Below are 18545 nucleotides of genomic sequence, written 5' to 3'. Positions count from 1 at the left end.
TCCAGATGGCGAAAATACGCCGTCTGCGGCGATGGTGTGGCGGTGCGCCGCCACTACCGAATCAGTGGCTGATCATCCACGGCCGCCCGGCCGGTTTGCCTTTCATGGCGTGCGGATTGGCCTTGGTGGGCGCCAGTGGTTTGTTGGCGCTGCAGCAGCCGCAACCGGCCGGGTGTTTGCGCGCCTGCTTGTACTCATCCAGCGTTTGCGGCGCGTGGGCGCTGCGCTCGTTGGCGGCATGGGCGCGGCGCTGGCTGCCGGCCATGGTGGACAGACACGGCGCCGAAAGAATTACCCGCTTGCTGGTGCTGCCGCAGGCCGGGCAATGGCAGGGTTCGTCGCGGTCGGCCATCGGCCGCAGCATTGTGAAGTCGCCGCAAGCGGCGCAGTCGTATTCGTAGATGGGCATAGGTGTTCCTCCTGGCATCACGGCCGTCGTAGGAGCGAGCTTGCTCGCGAAGTTCTCGAATCAAAAGCTTCGCGAGCAAGCTCGCTCCTACGGGGATCATCATCGAGGTTCCATCACCTGGGCCATGCCAACGCCGCCCGGCCCCGGCATCGCCCAGGTGACGAAACTCATTTGTCCGGCGCTTTAGGTAAGTCGATGCTGCCATCGAGGTACTTGGTAGGGCCGGAAGCATTCGGGTTGATATCGAATTCAAAGATTTCGGTCGGCAGCCACAAGGTGGCGCACGCGTTGGGGATATCCACCACGCCGCTGATATGCCCCTGCACCGGCGCAGAACCGAGCAGCGAATAGCCCTGGGCCGGCGAGTAGCCGAATTTGGTCAAATAGTTGATGGCGTTCAGGCAGGCCTGCTTGTACGCCAGGTTGACGTCCAGGTAGTGCTGCTTGCCGGCATCGTCCACCGAGATGCCTTCGAAGATCAGGTAGTTGTTGTAGGTCGGCACAATCGGGCTGGGTTTGAAGATCGGGTTCTTGATGCCGTACTTGGCCATGCCGCCTTTGATCAGCTCGACTTTCATATGCACCCAGCCGGCCATTTCGATGGCGCCGCAGAAGGTGATTTCGCCATCGCCCTGGCTGAAGTGCAGGTCGCCCACCGACAGACCGGCGCCATCGACATACACCGGGAAAAAGATTTTCGAGCCGCGCGACAGGTCTTTGATATCGCAGTTACCGCCATGCTCACGGGGCGGCACGGTGCGCGCGCCGGTCAGCGCGGCGAGGTCGCGCGCCTCGCCTTTCATCTTGCCCATGTGCGCGGTAGGGGCCATCGGTGCGTTGGCCAGCGGTGGGACGCGGGTGGGGTTGGTGTCGATCAGTTCCTGCTCGCGCTTGTTCCAGTCGGCGAGCATCTTGTGGTCCGGCAGGCAGCCGATGAGACCGGGGTGAATCAGGCCGGCGAAGTTGACCCCGGGAATGTGCCGGGAGCTGGTGAACATGCCTTTGAAATCCCAGATCGACTTTTGCGCCTCGGGGAAATAGTCGGTGAGAAAACCGCCGCCGTTCTGCTTGGAGAAAAAGCCGTTGAAGCCCCACAGCGAATCGGGCTTGGCGCCGATATCCAAGAGGTCCACCACCAGCAAGTCGCCGGGCTCGGCGCCATGCACACCCACCGGCCCCGAGAGGTAATGCACGGTGGTCAGGTCGACATCGCGCACATCGCTGGCATCGTCGTTGTTCTTGATGGCGCCGGCGGTCCAGTCATAGGTTTCCAGGATGAAATCGTCCCCCGGCTTCACCCAGCAGGCCATTGGAATATCTGGGTGCCAGCGGTTGTGGATCTGCTCGTTTTCGGTGGCGGCCTGGTTGAGGTCGACCTTGATCAGCGTATCGGTCATGACAAAGCTCCTGGGACCTTGTTGTGAGGTAAGCGCAGAGGTGCGCCGGGGTACGGAGCTAGTCTTGTTCGGCTGGGCAAATGGATAAATACGTTGGATGACGTATGCGTGCAGCTTAGGAACGGCGCGGGTCGCAGCCGAATTCCAGGCACGCGAAAACGGCCACGAGCGGCCGTTGATTTTGTAGGGTGTGCTGTGCGCACCAGGCGATTTTTCGGTGTACGCCCTGGTGCGCACAGCACACCCTACGGAGCGTAGAAACTACACCGACAAATACCGGCTGATGGTCTTCTCATCCACGTTGTCGCGGGTTTCCTCGACCACGAATTTTCCCTTCTCGATCACCAGAAACCGGTCAGCAATTTCCATGGTGAAACTCAGCACCTGTTCGGAGACCACGATGGTCAGGTCGCGCAGATTGCGAATTTCTTTGAGCTTGTGGGCGATGTCTTTGATGATCGACGGCTGAATGCCTTCGGTGGGTTCATCCAGCAGCAGCACCTTGGGGTTGGTGGCCAGGGCGCGGGCTATCGCCAGTTGTTGTTGCTGCCCGCCAGACAGGTTGCCGCCCTTGCGCGAACGCATTTCGTGCAGCACCGGGAACAGCGCATACAAGTCATCGGGCACCTTGCCCTTGGCCGAGGCCGGCAAGCCGGTCTGGATATTTTCCAACACCGTCATATGGGAAAAGATCATCCGCCCCTGGGGCACATAGGCGATGCCGTGTTCGACGCGCTGGTGGGTTTCCAGCTTCGACACATCCTGACCATCCACCGTGATCTGCCCGCCCCATTGCGGCAGCACGCCCATCAGGCTTTTGAACAGGGTGGTTTTTCCCATCCCGTTACGGCCCATGACGGCGACGATTTCTTTCTTCGCCACGTTGAGGTTCAGCTCGTGGAGGATTTGGCTCTGGCCGTAGCCGGAGACCAGGTTGGAAATGGTGAACATAGGGGCCTTCCTCTTGTTCGATATAGACGAAACAGTCCCCTCTCCCATGCGTGGGAGAGGGCTAGGGTGAGGGTTGGCGGCTTGATCGACCGAGTCGCCTGCTGCCCTCACCCCCAGCCCCTCTAACGCACGCGGGAGAGGGGAGCCAAAAAACTCAATGCCCCAGGTACACCTCAATCACCTTCGGATTGCTCTGCACCGCCTCCATACTCCCCTCCGCCAGCACCTTGCCCTGATGCAACACGGTGACGCGGTGAGCGATGCTTTTTACAAATTCCATGTCGTGCTCAATCACCAACACCGACCGCCCCTGGCTGATGCGATTGAGCAGTTCAGCCGTCTGCACCCGCTCGCTCACGCTCATGCCGGCCACCGGTTCGTCGAGCATCAACAGCGCCGGGTCTTGCATCAGCAGCATGCCGATTTCCAGCCACTGCTTCTGGCCGTGGGATAGCAGGTCGGCCTGCTTGTCGAGAAAGTCGCTGAGAAAGATTTCCCCGGCCACCTCTTCCACCCGCGCAATCACCTGCGCGCTGCGCTTGAAGAACAACGCGCCGAACACTTTGCGCCCGGCCGGATAGGACATTTCCAGGTTCTCGAACACCGTGAGGTTTTCGTAAATCGAGGGATTTTGAAATTTGCGCCCGACGCCGGCGCGCACGATGTCGTACTCGCGCATTTTGGTCAGCTCGCGGCCTTCGAATTCGATGCTGCCGGCGGTGGATTTGGTCTTGCCGCAAATAAGGTCCAGCACCGTGGTTTTGCCGGCGCCGTTAGGGCCAATCACCACGTGCACTTCGTTGCGGTCCACATACAGATTGAGATCGTTCACGGCCTTGAAGCCATCGAAGGAAACCGTCAGTCCTTCGATCGCCAACACCGGTTTGGCCGCTTGAAATCCAGCAGGGCTGTTGGTGGCGACGCTCTTCATGGTGTTGTCTCCAGTTCACGGGGTGCGGCTTTTTCCACAGGCTTGGCGGTGAACACGCGGGCCTTCACCTCCGGCACGCCGAACAGCTTCTTGCCCAACGAATAACGCGACAGCCATTTGCGCCCGTGGGTTTCCCACAGCCCGGCGATGCCGTTGGGGAAGTACATGACCACCACGATAAAGAGCCCGCCCATCAGGTACAGCCACAGTTCGGGAAAGCTTTCGGAGAAGTAGGTTTTGCCAAAGCTCACCAGCAAGGTGCCGTACACCGCGCCGAGCAGTGACATGCGCCCGCCCACGGCGGCGAAAATCACCATCTCGATGGAGGGCACGATGCCGACGAAGCTCGGCGACATAAAGCCGACCTGCAAGGCGAACATCGCCCCGCCAATGGCCGAAAACGCGGCCGCCACGCAGAACACGAATATCTTGAAACTGGCCACGTCGTAGCCGGAAAAACGCACGCGCTCTTCCTTGTCGCGCATGGCCATCAGCAGCCGGCCCAGCTTGGAGGTGAGGATAAAGCGGCCGAGCAATACGCAGCCCAGCAGCAGGAAGGCGTTAACGAAATAGAGGATGACTTTCGAGCTGTCGGGGCGAATATCCCAGCCCAGCAGGGTCTTCAAGTCGGTGATGCCGTTAACGCCACCGGTAAGGCCCTGCTGGCCAATGATCAGGATGGTCAGAATGGCGGCAATGGCCTGGGTGACGATGGAAAAATACACATCGCCCACCCGCCGTTTGAACATCGCCACACCGATGATCAGCGCGAGCAAGGTGGGCACCGCGATCACCGCCAACAGGGCAAAGCTAAAGCTGTGAAAGGGCTGCCACATCATCGGCAGCTCGGTGATCTGGTTCCAATCCATAAAGTCCGGAATGCCGGGCGTGGACTGGATTTTGGTGCTCTCGGGGTCCGACGCTTCGAGCTTCAAGAACATCGCCATGCAGTAGCCGCCTACTCCAAAGAAGATGCCTTGGCCCAGGCTCAAAATGCCGCCATATCCCCAGCACAACACCAGGCCCACGGCGACAAAGGCGTAGGTGAGGTATTTGCCCACCATGTTCAGGCGGAAGGTATCCAGCAGCAGCGGGAATACCACCAGTATCAGGGTGGCCAGCACCAGCAGGCCGATGGCGCCCTGCTTGCCGCCGAGCAGGCTTTCGTATGCGTTTTTCATGGGCGGTTTCCTATCGTGTGTATCCGCTATCGCTGGGCGTCGAATGTGCCCTCTGGATTCCCGCCTTCGCGGGAATGACGGAGGTGTTTTTGAGTTCTCCGTCATCCCCGCGCAGGCGAGGATCCAGGTGCGTCGGCAATAAAATAAAAACGCAGATTCATTTCCTGACCTTGATCGAAAAGAGCCCCTGCGGGCGCAGCATCAAAATCAGAATCACCGCCGATAGCGTCAGCACCTTGGCCATGGAGCCGGAGAGGAAGAACTCCATGATCGATTGCGCCTGGGCGATGGTGAAGGCCGACGCGATGGTGCCCACCAGGCTGGCCGCGCCGCCGAACACCACGGTGAGAAAGGTATCGACGATATACAGCGAGCCCGCGGTCGGCCCGGTGGAGCCGATGGTGGTAAAGGCCGCGCCGGCCACCCCGGCGACACCGCAGCCGAGGGCGAAGGTCATGCGGTCGACCTTCTTGGTGTTGATGCCCACGGCCCGGCTCATCACCCGGTTCTGCATGGTGGCGCGCACCTGCAAGCCCCAGCGCGAGCGGTACAGCATCAGGAAGATGGTGGCGGTGCAGAGAAAGGTCAGGCCCATCACAAACAGGCCGTTTTTGGGAATATCCACTGCCGCCGTCGGAGCCCAGGAGCCCATGATCCACTCGGGCATTTCGGCGCCCACTTCACGGGCGCCGAAAATGGAGCGGAAGGCTTGCTGCATCACCAGCGACAGGCCCCAGGTCGCCAGCAGGGTATCCAGCGGACGGTGGTAAAGCTTGCTGATCATCGCCCATTCCACCAGCCAGCCCAGGGCCCCGGCGATAAAGAATGAGGCCACGATGGCAAAGAAAAAGTAGTACGGCTGCATGGCCGGTACGTAGTGCAGGGTCAAGGATGAGATGACATAGGTGGTGTAGGCGCCAACGGTAAGAAACTCGCCGTGGGCCATGTTGATCACGCCCATTTGCCCGAAAATGATTGCCAGACCGAGTGCCATCAGCAGCAGCACACAGAACACCGACAAGCCGTTGAACCCCTGCATGACGGCGATTGCGCCGAAGTCGGATAGCCATTCCATGAGTGGTCTCCTGATGGGTGGGCGATGGGCGACCGAGTAAAGGCCAGCCCCTCACCCCAGCCCTCTCCCCGGAGGGGCGAGGGGGTGGATAGGTGTTACGCCGTAGTCAGCGCAACGCAGTTCGGTCTCCTCTCCCCCCGCGGGAGAGGGTTAGGGTGAGGGGGGACCTTCAGGCCTTACTGATAACCCTTGGGAAACGGATTCGGCTCGATCAGCTCCGATTCATGCACCACCTTGAAGGTGCCATCGGCCTGGATTTCGGCGATGCGCGCCTTGCTCCACAGGTGATGGTTTTCGTGCACTTTCACGTAGCCTTCAGGCGCGGTGGTGAGCTCGATGCCTGGAGATGCCGCTACCACTTTGTCCACATCGAAGCTGCCGGCTTTTTCCACGGCCGCTTTCCACAGCCATGGGCCAAGGTAGCCGGCCTGGGTCACGTCGCCGATCACCGAGTCCTTGCCGTACTTGGCCTTGAATTCCTCAACGAATTTCTTGTTGTTGGGGTTATCCAGGGTTTGGAAGTACTTCATGGAGGAGTAGAAGCCCTTCATGTTCTCGCCGCCGATGCCAAGCATTTCATCCTCGGTTACCGACAGGGTCAGCAGGGTTTGTTTGTCGCTGGTGATGCCGGCGGCTTTCAGTTGTTTGTAGAAGGCCACGTTGGAGCCACCGACCACGGCTGCAAACACCACGTCCGGTTTTTTCAGTTTGATTTTGTTGGTCAGCGAGCCGAATTGCGTGTTGCCCAGCGGGTAGTACTCTTCGCCCACCACGGTGCCGTGCAGTACGTTTTCGATGTGCTTGCGGGCGATCTTCATCGAGGTGCGTGGCCAGATGTAATCCGAGCCCAGCAGGTAGAAGGTTTTCGCGCCCTTCTCTTTGGCGATCCAGTCGAGGCTGGCGAGAATCTGTTGGGTGGCTTCCTGGCCGGTGTAGATCACGTTCTTGGACTGCTCCAAACCTTCATAGAAGGTCGGGTAGTAGAGCAGGCCGTTGTCTTTTTCGAAGATCGGCAACACGGCTTTGCGCGAGGCCGAGGTCCAGCAGCCGAATACGGTGGCGACCTTGTCGCTCTCCAGGAGCTTCTTGGCTTTTTCGGCGAAGGTCGGCCAGTCGGAGGCGCCGTCTTCCTGAATCACCTTGATCTGCCGACCGAGAATACCGCCCGAGGCGTTGATCTGGTCGATGGCCAGACGTTCGGCCTGGATGGCGCCGGTTTCGGAGATGGCCATGGTGCCGGTTGCCGAGTGCAACTGGCCGACGGTGACGGTGGTATCGGTTACAGCCAGCCCGGTGGTGTTGGCCTCATCAGCCAGTGCGACCTGGCTGAACACGCTCGCCGCCAGCAGCGAGAGTGCCGCGGCACCGAGCGCCAGCCGACGGGGAAGAAAGCTCGTCAATCGTGAATCCATGATGCTGCTCCTCTGGTAGTTGGCCTCCCCGGCTCGCCTCTCGGGTACCGGCTTGGGGTTGCGGCAAGGATGCGTGGCAGCGGTGCGGTGGGGGTATACGCAGGTTGACGTAACGGCATACGTCATCTGACGTAGGGCGGGGTGCGCCGCGCTGGTGCAAGCTGGGCTCACTTCTCGCAGCCAGACAGAAGCCCAGGCGCCCAAGGCGCGCGTATGAACTGCCGCGAAGCTGGGGGCATGGAAGTTGCTCAAGCTCGTAGGCCACCTTCCTTCGCACTTGCACCAGGAGCTTCCCGTGCAACCAACCGGCACCCAGCGCATCGTCAAGATCCGCCGCGACTACAACAGCTGGGTCGCCGACGAGACCATGGAGGACTACGCCCTGCGGTTTACCCCGCGCTCGTTTCGCAAATGGTCGGAATGGCGCATCGCCAATACGGCGGTCGGCGCGGTTTCATTTCTGGCCCTGGAAGCCATCGGCGGCGCCCTGGCGCTGAGCTACGGATTTACCAACACCCTGTGGGCGATTCTCGCGGTGAGCCTGGTGATTTTTCTCACCGGCCTGCCCATCAGCTACTACGCCGCACGCTACGGCGTAGACATGGACTTGCTGACCCGCGGCGCCGGTTTTGGCTATATCGGCTCGACCATCACCTCGCTGATTTACGCCAGTTTCACCTTTCTGTTTTTCGCCCTCGAAGCGGCGATCATGGCTTTGGCCCTGGAGCTGTATTTTCATATCCCCTTGGCGTTGGCTTATGTGATTTGCTCGGTGCTGGTGATTCCGCTGGCGGCGTACGGGGTAACGCTAATCAGCCGACTACAGCTGTGGACGCAGCCGCTGTGGATTGTGTTGTTGCTGCTGCCGTACCTGTTTGTAGCGTGGAAAAACCCGGAAGCGCTGAGCGACTGGACCAGCTTTGCCGGCCGCGAGGGCGAAGGCGGTGCGTTCAATCTGCTGTCATTCGGCGCTGCCTGCACCGTGGCGCTGGCGCTGATTACGCAGATTGGCGAGCAGGTCGACTACCTGCGTTTTCTGCCGGAAAAAACCGCGGCCAACCGCAAGCGCTGGTGGGCCGCGTTGCTGATGGCCGGGCCTGGTTGGATTATCCCCGGCGCGCTGAAAATGCTCGCCGGCGCCTTTCTTGCGTTTCTCGCCTTGCAGCATGAAATTCCCATGGAGCGCGCCGCCGAGCCTACGCAGATGTACCTGGTCGCCTTCGGTTATGTGTTCGCCTCGCCACAGTGGGCGCTGGCGGCCATGGTGCTGTTCGTGATCGTGTCGCAGGTAAAGATCAACCTGACCAATGCCTACGCCGGCTCCCTGGCCTGGTCGAACTTTTTCGCCCGCGTCACCCACAGCCACCCCGGTCGCGTGGTGTGGCTGGTGTTTAACGTGGCCATTGCCCTGATGCTGATGGAGCTGGGGGTGTTCGATGCCATCGAAGAGGTGCTGGGGCTGTACGCCAACGTGGCCATTGCCTGGATTGGCGCGGTGGTGGCGGACCTGGTGATCAACAAGCCCCTGGGCCTTTCGCCAAGCCATATCGAGTTCAAGCGCGCCCATCTGTACGACATCAACCCGGTGGGCGTGGGCGCCATGCTGATCGCTTCCTTGCTGTCGGTGTTGGCCCACGGCGGCGTGTTCGGGGTGATGCTGGAAGCGGCCTCGCCGGTGGTGGCGCTGGGGTCGGCCTTTGTTGCCGCGCCTTTGATCGCCTGGCTCACCAAGGGCCGTTACTACATCGCCCGCAGCAGCGCGCCGCAGTTGCTCTACCCCGCAGGGCCCGTGGCCGAGCTGCAATGCGGCCTGTGCAGCAATGCTTTCGAAGCGCCAGACATGGCCTTCTGCCCGGCCTATAGCACGCCGATCTGCTCGCTGTGTTGCTCGCTCGACGCACGCTGCGGCGATGCCTGCAAACCGCAGGCGCGGCTGGCCGAGCAGATGGATAACTTTGTGCGCTGGCTATTCCCGCGCGCCTCCATTCCCCGTTTGCACAGCCGCTTAGCCCAATACCTGGGTTTGCTGCTGGTGCTGGTGGGTTTGCTGCTGGGGGCGCTGATGATGATTTATAGCCAGGTGTCCCACAGCCTGTTGCCGCATTCGCCGGAAGTGAAACAGACCCTGTACCTGGCCTTTCTCAAAGCCTTTCTAACCCTCACGGTATTTGCCGGCATCCTCGCCTGGTGGGTGGTGCTGACCCGCGAAAGCCGGCGCGTGGCGCAGGAAGAATCGGACCGCCAGACCCTGCTGCTGATGCAGGAAATCGAGGCGCACCGGCGCACCGACGAAGCCCTGCAAAAAGCCAAGGAAGCCTCGGAAGCGGCCAATGCGGCGAAGAGCCGGTATGTGACGGGGCTTTCGCACGAGCTGCGCACGCCGCTCAACAGCATCCTCGGCTACACCCAGATTCTGCAGCGTGACAGCGGCATGCCCGGGCAACACCACGACGCCTTGGCGACGATCTACCGCAGCGGCTCGCACTTGCTGTCGCTGATTGATGGCTTGCTGGATGTGGCCAAGATCGAAGCCGGCAAGTTGCAACTGGAGCTGACTGAAATTCCCTTCCCCGAATTTATCCACGACCTGGAGCGCATGTTTACCCCGCAGGCTGAGGAAAAAGGGCTGCACTTTCGCCTGGAGCAACAGGGGCGCATGCCCACCGTGGTGCGCGGCGATGAAAAGCGTGTGCGGCAGATTCTGATCAACCTGTTGGGCAACGCGGTGCGCTTTACCGACAGCGGCGAGGTGGCCCTGCGCGTGAGCTATATGCGCGAGACGGCGACCTTCGAAATCGTCGACACCGGCATCGGCATCGCGCCCGAGCAGATCGAGCGCATTTTCCAACCGTTCGAGCGTGGCGACCTGATGCGCCAGGACAACGGCGTGGGGCTGGGCCTGACCATCACGCGCATGCTCACCTCGTTGATGGGCGGCGAGCTGTCGGTGCGCAGCGTGCCGGATAAGGGCACGTGCTTTCAGGTACGCCTGTTTCTTTCCGAAGTACGGGTGCCGCAGGCGGTGGTGCATGTGGAGCACGACATCATTGGCTACCAGGGCCCGCGTCGGCTGATTCTGGTGGTGGACGACCATATCGAGCACCGGCGGATTCTGGCCGGCATGCTCGAGCCACTGGGGTTCGATATCGCCCAGGCGGCCAGCGGCCAGGAAGCGATTCGCCAGGTGGCGCTACTTAATCCCGACCTGATTCTGATGGACCTGTCGATGCCGCATATGGACGGTTGGGAAACCAGCCGGCTGATCCGCCGCAATGCGTTGTCGTTGGCGCCGATCATCGTGATTTCCGCCAATGCGTTTGCCGATGACCGCGAGCGCAGTGTGGGTGCCGCCTGCAACGATTACCTGGCCAAGCCGGTGCATACGCCGGCGCTGCTGGAAAAAATCCAGACTTACCTGGGGCTGCGTTGGGTCAAGCGCGCCAACATCATCGCGCCGCCGGCGCAGCCCTCGGTGGTGCCGTCGGCCGGCGCCCTGGCCGAACTCTACGAGCTGGGTGAGCTGGGCTACATCAAAGGCATTCTGGAAAAGCTCGACTGGCTCGACCAGCACGAACCGGCCAGCGCCACCTACACCCAAAGCCTGCGCGCCCAGGTGAAGCGCTTTCAACTGAACGAATTCAACCGCCGGGTAAAAGACGCCTTGCACGCCGCCGCCCCCCACCACCCCGCCGCCGAGGAGACCCCATGAACGCCGCCCTTGCCCCCGCCGACCAAGGCATCGTACTGATTGTCGACGACACGCCGGACAATCTGGCGTTGCTGTCTGATGCCCTGGACAGGGCCGGCTATATGGTGCTGGTCGCACTCGATGGCGCCAGCGCGCTGGAACGCATGCAACGTCGGCGCCCGGATGTGGTGCTGCTGGACGCGATGATGCCGGGCCTGGACGGCTTCGAAACCTGCCGACGGATCAAGGCCCAGGCGGAGCTCGCGGACATCCCGGTGTTATTCATGACCGCCCTGTGCGACAGCGAGCATGTGGTGGAAGGGTTTGCAGCCGGCGGCATCGATTACGTGACCAAACCCATCCGCCCCGATGAGGTACTGGCCCGGGTAGCCGCCCACCTGCGCACGGCCCGCAGCCTGCAATCGGCGCGCAGCGTGCCGACGCTCAAACCGGTGCCCACGCCTGCGCAGGCGCAGGAAGCCCTGGCCCAACGCTTTCAACTGACCGACCGCGAGGTGGAGGTACTGCAATGGGTGAGCTGCGGCAAGACCAACCGCGATATCGGCGACATCCTCGGCTTGAGCCCGCGCACGGTGAACAAACACTTGGAGCATGTGTATGTGAAGTTGGGGGTGGAGACGCGCACGGCGGCAGCAGCGGTGGCGATTGCGGCGGGGAGATAACGTACCTAAAGATCAAAAGCCCCTCACCCCAACCCTCTCCCGCACGCGGGAGAGGGAGCTATACCGAGTAAATGCGGAAGACACCGATTTGTTCCCCTCTCCCGCTTGCGGGAGAGGGGCTAGGGGTGAGGGCCGGCGCAACCGAAGACCAAAAGCACCAAAACAGTGCTAACGCGCACCTGGCGCACCAAATAAAACCTGACCAATGCCCCAGTTTTTATCCCGCCACCGTGCAGGCCGCTTCAGCACTACGCTTGCCGGCCTTGGCACCGCACTTGCTCTGCACCCGTTATTGAATCTGCCGGTACACCCCCATGTTGGTTATCCATTCCCGTATCCAGCCACAAGAGAGCTGGGACGCCGAATTGCACCTGAGCTTCGCCGCCCGCAGCAAAAGCCGTCTGCGCTGCTTCACCGTGGCCGGTGAAGACGTCGGCCTGTTCCTGGAGCGCGGCCAGAGCGCTTTGCATGACGGCGAGTTTCTACAAGCACAGGACGGCCGCGTGGTGCGCGTGAGCGCCAGCCCCGAACGCTTGCTGCACGTCACCTGCGCCAATGCCTTTGAACTGACCCGTGCGGCCTATCACCTGGGCAACCGCCACGTAGCACTGCAACTGGGCGACGGCTGGCTGCGGCTGCCGGAGGACTACGTACTGCAAGCGATGCTGGAACAGTTGGGCGCCACGGTGGAGGTGATCGATGCGCCGTACCAGCCCGAGCAAGGCGCCTATGGCGGCGGCCATCACCACTCCCATGCCGGCGACGAAGAATTCAGCTACGCCCCGCGCCTGCACCAGTTTGGCGTACGCACGTGAGCATCAGCCCCTCGCTCTCTAGCCTGAATCCTGCGTGGGCGCTGATGCGCCTGGCCAGCCCGCAGCTGCCGATTGGTGGCTACAGCTATTCGCAAGGGCTGGAAATGGCGGTGGAGCGCGAGCAGGTGTGCGACCCGGATAGCGCCCAGCGCTGGATTGCCGATCAATTGCTGCTCAACCTGGCGCGTTTCGAGGCGCCGCTTCTGCTTGCCCACTGCATCGCGGCAGTAGGCGGTGACTGGGCCGCGCTGGCCACGCTGAGTGAACAGCATCGCGCCAGTCGCGAAACCCGCGAGCTGCAGCAAGAAAGCCGGCAAATGGGCTATTCGCTCAAGCAATTGCTGGAAGGTTTGCCGGAACTGGATGAAGACGCCCGCCACTTTCTTGCAGAGCAAACCGAGCCCGGGCTGGCGGTGATGTGGGCCTTGGCTGCGCGCGCCTGGCAAATCAGCCCGCAAGACGCGCTTGCCGCCTGGCTGTGGGGCTGGCTGGAAAACCAACTGGCAGTGCTGATGAAAACCCTGCCGCTGGGCCAGCAAGCCGCGCAACGCCTGACCTCGCAGCTACTGCCGCTGTTGCAGCAGGCCCAGCACGACGCTCAGCACAGCACACCGGAACACTGGGGCACCGCCGCGTTTGGCCTGGCCCTGGCCAGCATGGCGCACGAACGTCAGTACAGCCGCCTGTTTCGCTCTTGAACACTGAACACCACAAGGAATCTGCAACGATGAACAGCCAACCTCTGCGTGTCGGTATCGGTGGCCCGGTGGGCTCCGGCAAAACCGCCCTGACCCTGGCCCTGTGTCTGGCCCTGCGTGACCGCTACAACCTGGCCGTGGTCACCAACGACATCTACACCCAGGAAGACGCCCAGTTTCTGGTGCGCAATGAAGCCCTGGCGCCCGAGCGCATCATCGGCGTGGAAACCGGTGGCTGCCCGCACACGGCGATTCGGGAAGATGCCTCGATCAACCTGGAAGCCGTGGACCAACTCAACCGCCGTTTTCCGGGGCTGGACCTGATTATTGTCGAGTCTGGCGGCGACAACCTCTCGGCCACCTTCAGCCCGGAATTGTCGGACCTGACGCTGTATGTGATCGACGTGTCGGCCGGCGACAAACTGCCGCGCAAGGGCGGGCCGGGCATCTGCAAGTCGGACCTCTTGGTGATCAACAAGGTCGACCTGGCGCCGATGGTGGGCGCCTCTCTGGAGGTGATGGAGCGCGACACGAAGAAGATGCGTGGCGACAAGCCGTTCGTGTTCAGCAACCAGAAAGTCGGCCAGGGCCTGGACGAAATCATCGCTTTTATCGAAAAACAGGGCCTGCTGACGGCGGCCTAATCGTTTGCACTGTTTAAAAGGAGCTTCCATGAAACTGCGTAAAGCCTTGTTCAGCCTGGCGCTGTTCCTCTCCCCTGCCGTGGCTTTTGCCCACCCTGGGCACGACTCTTCCGGCCTGCTCGCTGGTATCGCCCACCCTGTAACCGGCATAGACCATCTGCTTGCCATGCTCGCTGTCGGTCTGTGGGCCGCGCAGCAAAAAGGCGCGGCGCGTTGGGCGCTGCCGGTAACCTTCGTGGGCACCATGTTGCTGGGCGGCGTGCTCGGTTTTGAAGGGCTGCAACTGCCGTTTATGGAAACCGGAATTGCGGCATCTGTGTTGGCGTTGGGGCTGTTGGTGGCGGTAGCGGTGCGCCCGCCGGTGGCATTGGCGGTTGGCCTGACGGCGCTGTTTGCCCTGGCGCACGGCGTGGCCCACGGCCTGGAACTGCCGGAAGTGGCCAGCCCCTGGGGCTACGCGGCGGGCTTTGTGGCCGCGACGGCTGCGCTGCATGCGCTGGGTTATGCGCTGGTACGTGGGTTGCCGGTGGCGGCGGCACCCTTGGTGCGGATGGCGGGCGTGATGTCGGCCGGCGCTGGGGCCTGGTTGCTGCTGGGCTGAGCGTAGGGCGCCTATCGCCTCGGGCGAATGGGCGCCATTACTCGGTTTGCGGCGGATATCTGCTGTGCAGATATTCGCCCTACCTCAAAACGTTTACACGTGTACTGCGACGCGCAACGCCTCGTATGAACCTGCTGCCGCAATCCCTACTTCTGCACTGAGCGCCAACACGCGCTCCAGATCGGTGGTGTACACCAGCACCGCTTGCATCTCATCGTCCAGCGGTTGGCTGAAGTCCACCAGCACGTAGCCTTTGGTTTCCGGACTCAACGCACTGAGTTGCACCTGAATGCGGTTCATCGCCGTGAGCGGCTCGGTCTTGAGCAGCTGCTTGGGTTTGATATTGAAGGTGACCTCTTTGCCGAAGGACTCGATGATCTGCTGCAGCAGGTCGGCGTAGGTGTCGGCCTGGAACAGGACGGTTTCCGGCAGGCTACCCACCACTACCCACTCACCGAGCGGGATGGGGAACGTATCGTCGTAGTTGATATCCGGATTGGCCGCCAGAAAGGCAGCCGGATCGGCGTAGGCTTGCGCCGCTTCATCGGCGATCTTTTCGATTTCCTCGGCGCCCATGCACCCCGAACTTATTTTGCTGATCAGTTCTACGAGTTGGTCTTTCATGGGCGCGGGTCCTGACTGAATTCTGAGGGCGCCAAGGATATCGCGAAGGCGCCTGCCCGGCTATTTGGCGAACAGCTGGCTTATGTCCTTGAATGCCTTGAACTCCAGGGCGTTGCCGCACGGGTCGTAGAGAAACATGGTCGCCTGCTCACCCACCTGGCCCTGGAAGCGAATATGCGGCTCGATGACGAACATCAGGCCCTTGTCCTCCAGGCGCTTGGCCAGTTGCTCCCACTCGCTCCACCCCAGGACCACGCCGAAATGCGGCACCGGCACGTCCTGACCATCCACTTCATTGGTCATGACGCTCTCTTGGGTGGAGGTTTTCGGGTGTTCGTGGATAACCAGTTGGTGGCCGAAGAAATTGAAGTCGACCCATTTTTCGCTGGAGCGCCCCTCGGCCAGGCCGAAGGTTTCACCATAAAACTGCCGCGCGGCAGGCAGATCGAACACGGGGATAGCCAAATGGAACGGGGAAAGACTCATGCGGTGTGCCTCGAAACAGACGTGAAAATAACAGCTCGTGATTGAGTCTAGCCTTGTAGTTATTAATTAAAAGTCGGTATTTTTTGCACCGAGCACAAATTATTTCGATGAAACAGGGCCGCATCATGCTGCGCGAATTGAGGACGTTTATCGCCGTGGCACGGCATGGCACCTTTGCTGCGGCCGGTATGCATATCGGCCTGACCCAATCGGCCGTCAGCGCACAGATGCGCAACCTGGAGCGGGCGCTCAATCAGCAGCTATTCGATCGCACCGGTCGCCAGGCGATTCTCAATGCTGCTGGCAAACGGGCGTTGCCCATGGCCACCGAGATGCTGGAGCTGTTCAGCCGTATGGCCACGGTTGAAGACGCTGGCGAGTGCAGTGGTGAGCTGCGCATTGGTGCGATTGCCAGCGTACAAACCGGGCTGCTGCCACCGGCGCTGCTGCGTCTGCGCCATGCAGCACCGCGGGTCGAACCCAAGTTGGTGCCGGGCGTTTCCTTGAATTTGCTAAGCCTTGTGGATGCGGGGGAAGTGGATGTCGCGATTCTTATCCGTCCGCCCTTTCCGCTGCCCAAGGAGCTGCACACCCAGGTGTTGCGCCAAGAGCGCTTCGTGCTGGTGGTGCCGCTGGCGTTGGAGGGCGATGACCCCCTGGAGATTCTGCGCGAGCATCCGCTGGTGCGTTATGACCGAACGTCTTTTGGCGGGCGGTTGGTCAGCCGCTTTCTGCGCGAGCAACGCCTGGACGTTCAGGTGGCGCTGGAGCTGGATGAACTGGATGGGATTGTGAAAATGGTGGAGTGCGGGTTGGGGGTGTCACTGATACCGCTGGCTGGCCTATGGCTAGAGCTGGGCGCCAAGGTGCGCATCATCGAGCTGGGGGATCTGACGTTTTACCGTGAACTGATTCTGTTGTTGCGCCATAGCCAACGTAACCTGCCGATTCAGCAATTGTTCAGAGACTGCATCGAGCTCGACTAATTATTGCCCATAAAAAAACCCGGCAGAGTGGGCCGGGTTTTTCAGGTGAGGTAATGCGGACCATCAAACCACACGGTTGGCACCGGTACGATCAGCGCCACCTTCGGCAACACGGTTAGCACCGGTACGGTCTGCGCCACCTTCGGCTACGCGGTTGGTACGCTCTGCACCGCCTTCAGCTACGCGGTTGGCACCTACACGGTCTGCACCGTCTTCGGCTACGCGGTTGGTACGCTCTGCGCCGCCTTCAGCTACGCGGTTGGCACCTACACGGTCTGCACCATCTTCGGCTACGCGGTTGGCGCCGGTGCGGTCTGCACCACCTTCGGCTACACGGATAGCTGCGGCGCGGTCAGCACCACCTTCGGCAACCATGGAGGAGTGAACCATCTGGCCGTCAAAGGTAAACTGTGGCTGGTCAGAAGGAAGAGCAAATACACTGGCGGACAGGCTGGCTAGGATCAGGCTGGCGAATACTTGGCTTTTCATGTTGGGCTCCTTGCGGGGGCTAGTAAGTGGGTACGGAGCCTATGGTACTCACCGAAACTTTTGGCAGAAGTGAAAGGACGCGATAGTAACCATCGATACGAATGATTGCAGAAAAAACCTTTATAAATCATCTATATAAATCGACAAATCACACCATGAAACGCATTTTTGGCGCCCGTCAAAATGCCCTCAATTAGCGCTTCTTCCGCTACTCTGCCTCTTTTTCAAGCAAAACTCGCTTGCGCTCCACGCCCCATCGATACCCCGAAAGCGCCCCATCACTACGCACTACACGATGGCACGGAACGGCTACCGCTAAAGCATTTGCGGCACAGGCTCCGGCTACCGCACGCACTGCACTCGGCATTCCGATACGCTCGGCCACCTCGCGGTAACTGGCAGTTTTTCCCGGTGTAATTGCCTGCAAGGCTTGCCATACGCGTTGCTGGAACACCGTGCCGCGTATATCCAGCGGCAGATCCAGCCCTTTGGCAGGCGCTTCTACAAACGCGATGACTTCATCGAGTGTTTGGGTGAATGCAGCGTCACCTGGGACGAGGGTCGCGCGTGGAAACCGACGCTGCAGATCGTCGTTAAGCGCCTCAACGCTTTCTCCAAACAAGATCGCGCAGATGCCACGATCACTCTGTGCGACCAAAAGGTCGCCCAACGAACAGCGGCCAATGGCATAGCGAATTTGCACATTGGTGCCGCCGTCTTTATAGGTTTTGGGCGTCATGCCGAGCAATGTGTCCGCAACCGTATAAAAGCGGCCGCTGGAGTTAAAGCCTGCGTCGTACAGCGCATCGGTCACCGTCTCGCCTTGCTGCAGATGATTTCGTACGCGGGCGGCGCGCTGAGCATTGGCATAGCCTTTGGGCGTGACACCTGTGATGGATTTGAACAGACGGTGGAAGTGGTAGGGGCTCAGGCCAATCTGCGCGGCGAGTTCATCGAGCGAAGGCGGCGTTTGCGCCGCTGCTATCAGTCGACAGGCCTGTTCGACGAGCACGCGCTGTTGCTGGGCCAACGATTGCTGGTCAGGTTTGCAGCGTAAGCAGGGGCGGAAGCCGGCTTGTTCTGCGGCCTGGCAAGTGCTGTGAAATTGCACGTTTTCCGGTAGCGCCTGGCGGGCGGAACAGGAGGGGCGGCAATAGACGCCGGTGGTTTTCACCGAATAAACGAACTGACCATCGGCCGTTTTGTCCCGCGCTTGTACCAGGGGCCAGCGCGGGTCGTTGAGTGTCTGGGCGGCTCGGGCTTGTTTGCCAGGTAAAGAAATCATCGGCGCAGCTCGAAGATAAGACTGGCTTTACGGTAACAGCTGATCCCATGCCTTTCTCGCCGAATCTTGCTTTCAAATCCCGACGTGGTATCACTGAACTGGCCTAATGATTTTGGACACTTCACTCGGGCGCTATCATGGCGCCCAAATCTGAGGTGTTTTGAATGCGTAAATCCTATTCAGGTGAGTT

18 protein-coding genes are annotated in these 18545 nt (G+C 60.9%); 7 read left to right on the top strand and 11 right to left on the bottom strand.

What is annotated here, in order from left to right; translation table 11 throughout:
* Positions 1–61 precede the first annotated feature (61 nt).
* The 7 genes from PKE98_RS25075 to urtA form a co-directional block, all read right to left on the bottom strand.
* Complete coding sequence (locus tag PKE98_RS25075) at positions 62–409, bottom strand: FmdB family zinc ribbon protein (protein ID WP_271198180.1); 348 nt, start codon at positions 407–409, stop codon at positions 62–64.
* Positions 410–576: 167 nt separating this feature from the next.
* Positions 577–1806 carry a formamidase gene (gene fmdA / locus PKE98_RS25070; RefSeq protein ID WP_108098363.1) on the bottom strand — a complete coding sequence of 410 codons (1230 nt, stop codon included), beginning with the start codon at positions 1804–1806 and terminating at the stop codon, positions 577–579.
* A 261-nt stretch (positions 1807–2067) separates the two neighbouring features.
* Positions 2068–2757, bottom strand: a complete 690-nt coding sequence (urtE, locus tag PKE98_RS25065; protein ID WP_271198179.1) for an urea ABC transporter ATP-binding subunit UrtE — start codon at positions 2755–2757, stop codon at positions 2068–2070.
* Positions 2758–2911: 154 nt separating this feature from the next.
* The gene (gene urtD / locus PKE98_RS25060; protein WP_271198178.1) at positions 2912–3688 is read right to left on the bottom strand and encodes an urea ABC transporter ATP-binding protein UrtD; all 777 of its coding nucleotides are present in this window, start codon (positions 3686–3688) and stop codon (positions 2912–2914) included.
* On the bottom strand, positions 3685–4869 hold the full coding sequence (gene urtC, locus PKE98_RS25055) for an urea ABC transporter permease subunit UrtC (RefSeq protein WP_271198177.1): 1185 nt from the start codon (positions 4867–4869) through the stop codon (positions 3685–3687). The genes urtD and urtC overlap by 4 nt, the downstream gene beginning before the upstream one ends.
* Positions 4870–5026: 157 nt before the next feature.
* Positions 5027–5944 (bottom strand): urea ABC transporter permease subunit UrtB, encoded by a 918-nt coding sequence (gene urtB, locus PKE98_RS25050; RefSeq protein ID WP_271198176.1) that lies wholly within the window; start codon positions 5942–5944, stop codon positions 5027–5029.
* A 176-nt stretch (positions 5945–6120) separates the two neighbouring features.
* A complete protein-coding gene (gene urtA / locus PKE98_RS25045; protein WP_271198175.1) occupies positions 6121–7356 on the bottom strand; it encodes an urea ABC transporter substrate-binding protein in 1236 nt (411 codons plus the stop codon).
* Between the two features lie 295 nt (positions 7357–7651).
* Here urtA and PKE98_RS25040 point away from each other — a divergent pair, with 295 nt between their 5' ends.
* The 6 genes from PKE98_RS25040 (at position 7652) to PKE98_RS25015 (ending at position 14485) form a co-directional block, all read left to right on the top strand.
* Positions 7652–11065 carry a hybrid sensor histidine kinase/response regulator gene (locus PKE98_RS25040; RefSeq protein ID WP_271198174.1) on the top strand — a complete coding sequence of 1138 codons (3414 nt, stop codon included), beginning with the start codon at positions 7652–7654 and terminating at the stop codon, positions 11063–11065.
* Positions 11062–11727, top strand: coding sequence for a response regulator (locus PKE98_RS25035; protein WP_271198173.1), 666 nt, complete (start codon positions 11062–11064; stop codon positions 11725–11727). Before PKE98_RS25040 ends, PKE98_RS25035 begins: the two co-directional genes overlap by 4 nt.
* 314 nt (positions 11728–12041) lie before the next feature.
* On the top strand, positions 12042–12542 hold the full coding sequence (gene ureE / locus PKE98_RS25030) for an urease accessory protein UreE (RefSeq protein ID WP_271198172.1): 501 nt from the start codon (positions 12042–12044) through the stop codon (positions 12540–12542).
* Positions 12543–12565: 23 nt separating this feature from the next.
* Positions 12566–13240: an urease accessory protein UreF gene (locus PKE98_RS25025; protein WP_271198199.1), complete on the top strand. Its 675-nt coding sequence runs from the start codon at positions 12566–12568 to the stop codon at positions 13238–13240.
* A 29-nt stretch (positions 13241–13269) separates the two neighbouring features.
* Positions 13270–13884: an urease accessory protein UreG gene (ureG, locus tag PKE98_RS25020; RefSeq protein WP_110618149.1), complete on the top strand. Its 615-nt coding sequence runs from the start codon at positions 13270–13272 to the stop codon at positions 13882–13884.
* A gap of 28 nt (positions 13885–13912) precedes the next feature.
* Complete coding sequence (locus tag PKE98_RS25015; protein WP_271198171.1) at positions 13913–14485, top strand: HupE/UreJ family protein; 573 nt, start codon at positions 13913–13915, stop codon at positions 14483–14485.
* A 93-nt stretch (positions 14486–14578) separates the two neighbouring features.
* On the opposite strand, the gene PKE98_RS25010 is transcribed toward PKE98_RS25015, so the two are convergent.
* Entirely contained in the window at positions 14579–15109 is a 531-nt protein-coding gene (locus PKE98_RS25010) for a hypothetical protein (protein WP_271198170.1), read from the bottom strand.
* Positions 15110–15169: 60 nt separating this feature from the next.
* Positions 15170–15595, bottom strand: coding sequence for a VOC family protein (locus PKE98_RS25005; protein ID WP_271198169.1), 426 nt, complete (start codon positions 15593–15595; stop codon positions 15170–15172).
* A gap of 125 nt (positions 15596–15720) precedes the next feature.
* Here PKE98_RS25005 and PKE98_RS25000 point away from each other — a divergent pair, with 125 nt between their 5' ends.
* Entirely contained in the window at positions 15721–16581 is an 861-nt protein-coding gene (locus tag PKE98_RS25000; RefSeq protein WP_271198168.1) for a LysR family transcriptional regulator, read from the top strand.
* 63 nt (positions 16582–16644) lie between these two features.
* Here PKE98_RS25000 and PKE98_RS24995 read toward each other — a convergent pair whose 3' ends face one another.
* Entirely contained in the window at positions 16645–17070 is a 426-nt protein-coding gene (locus PKE98_RS24995) for a phage infection protein (RefSeq protein ID WP_271198167.1), read from the bottom strand.
* Positions 17071–17278: 208 nt separating this feature from the next.
* Positions 17279–18355 (bottom strand): bifunctional DNA-binding transcriptional regulator/O6-methylguanine-DNA methyltransferase Ada, encoded by a 1077-nt coding sequence (gene ada, locus PKE98_RS24990; protein WP_271198166.1) that lies wholly within the window; start codon positions 18353–18355, stop codon positions 17279–17281.
* Between the last annotated feature and the right edge of the window lie 190 nt (positions 18356–18545).

It is taken from the genome of Pseudomonas turukhanskensis (assembly GCF_027922365.1).
Classification (GTDB): Bacteria; Pseudomonadota; Gammaproteobacteria; order Pseudomonadales; family Pseudomonadaceae; genus Aquipseudomonas; species Aquipseudomonas turukhanskensis.
The sequence above is the reverse complement of the archived record's forward strand: the minus strand, read 5'-3'. Positions and strand labels throughout refer to the sequence as shown.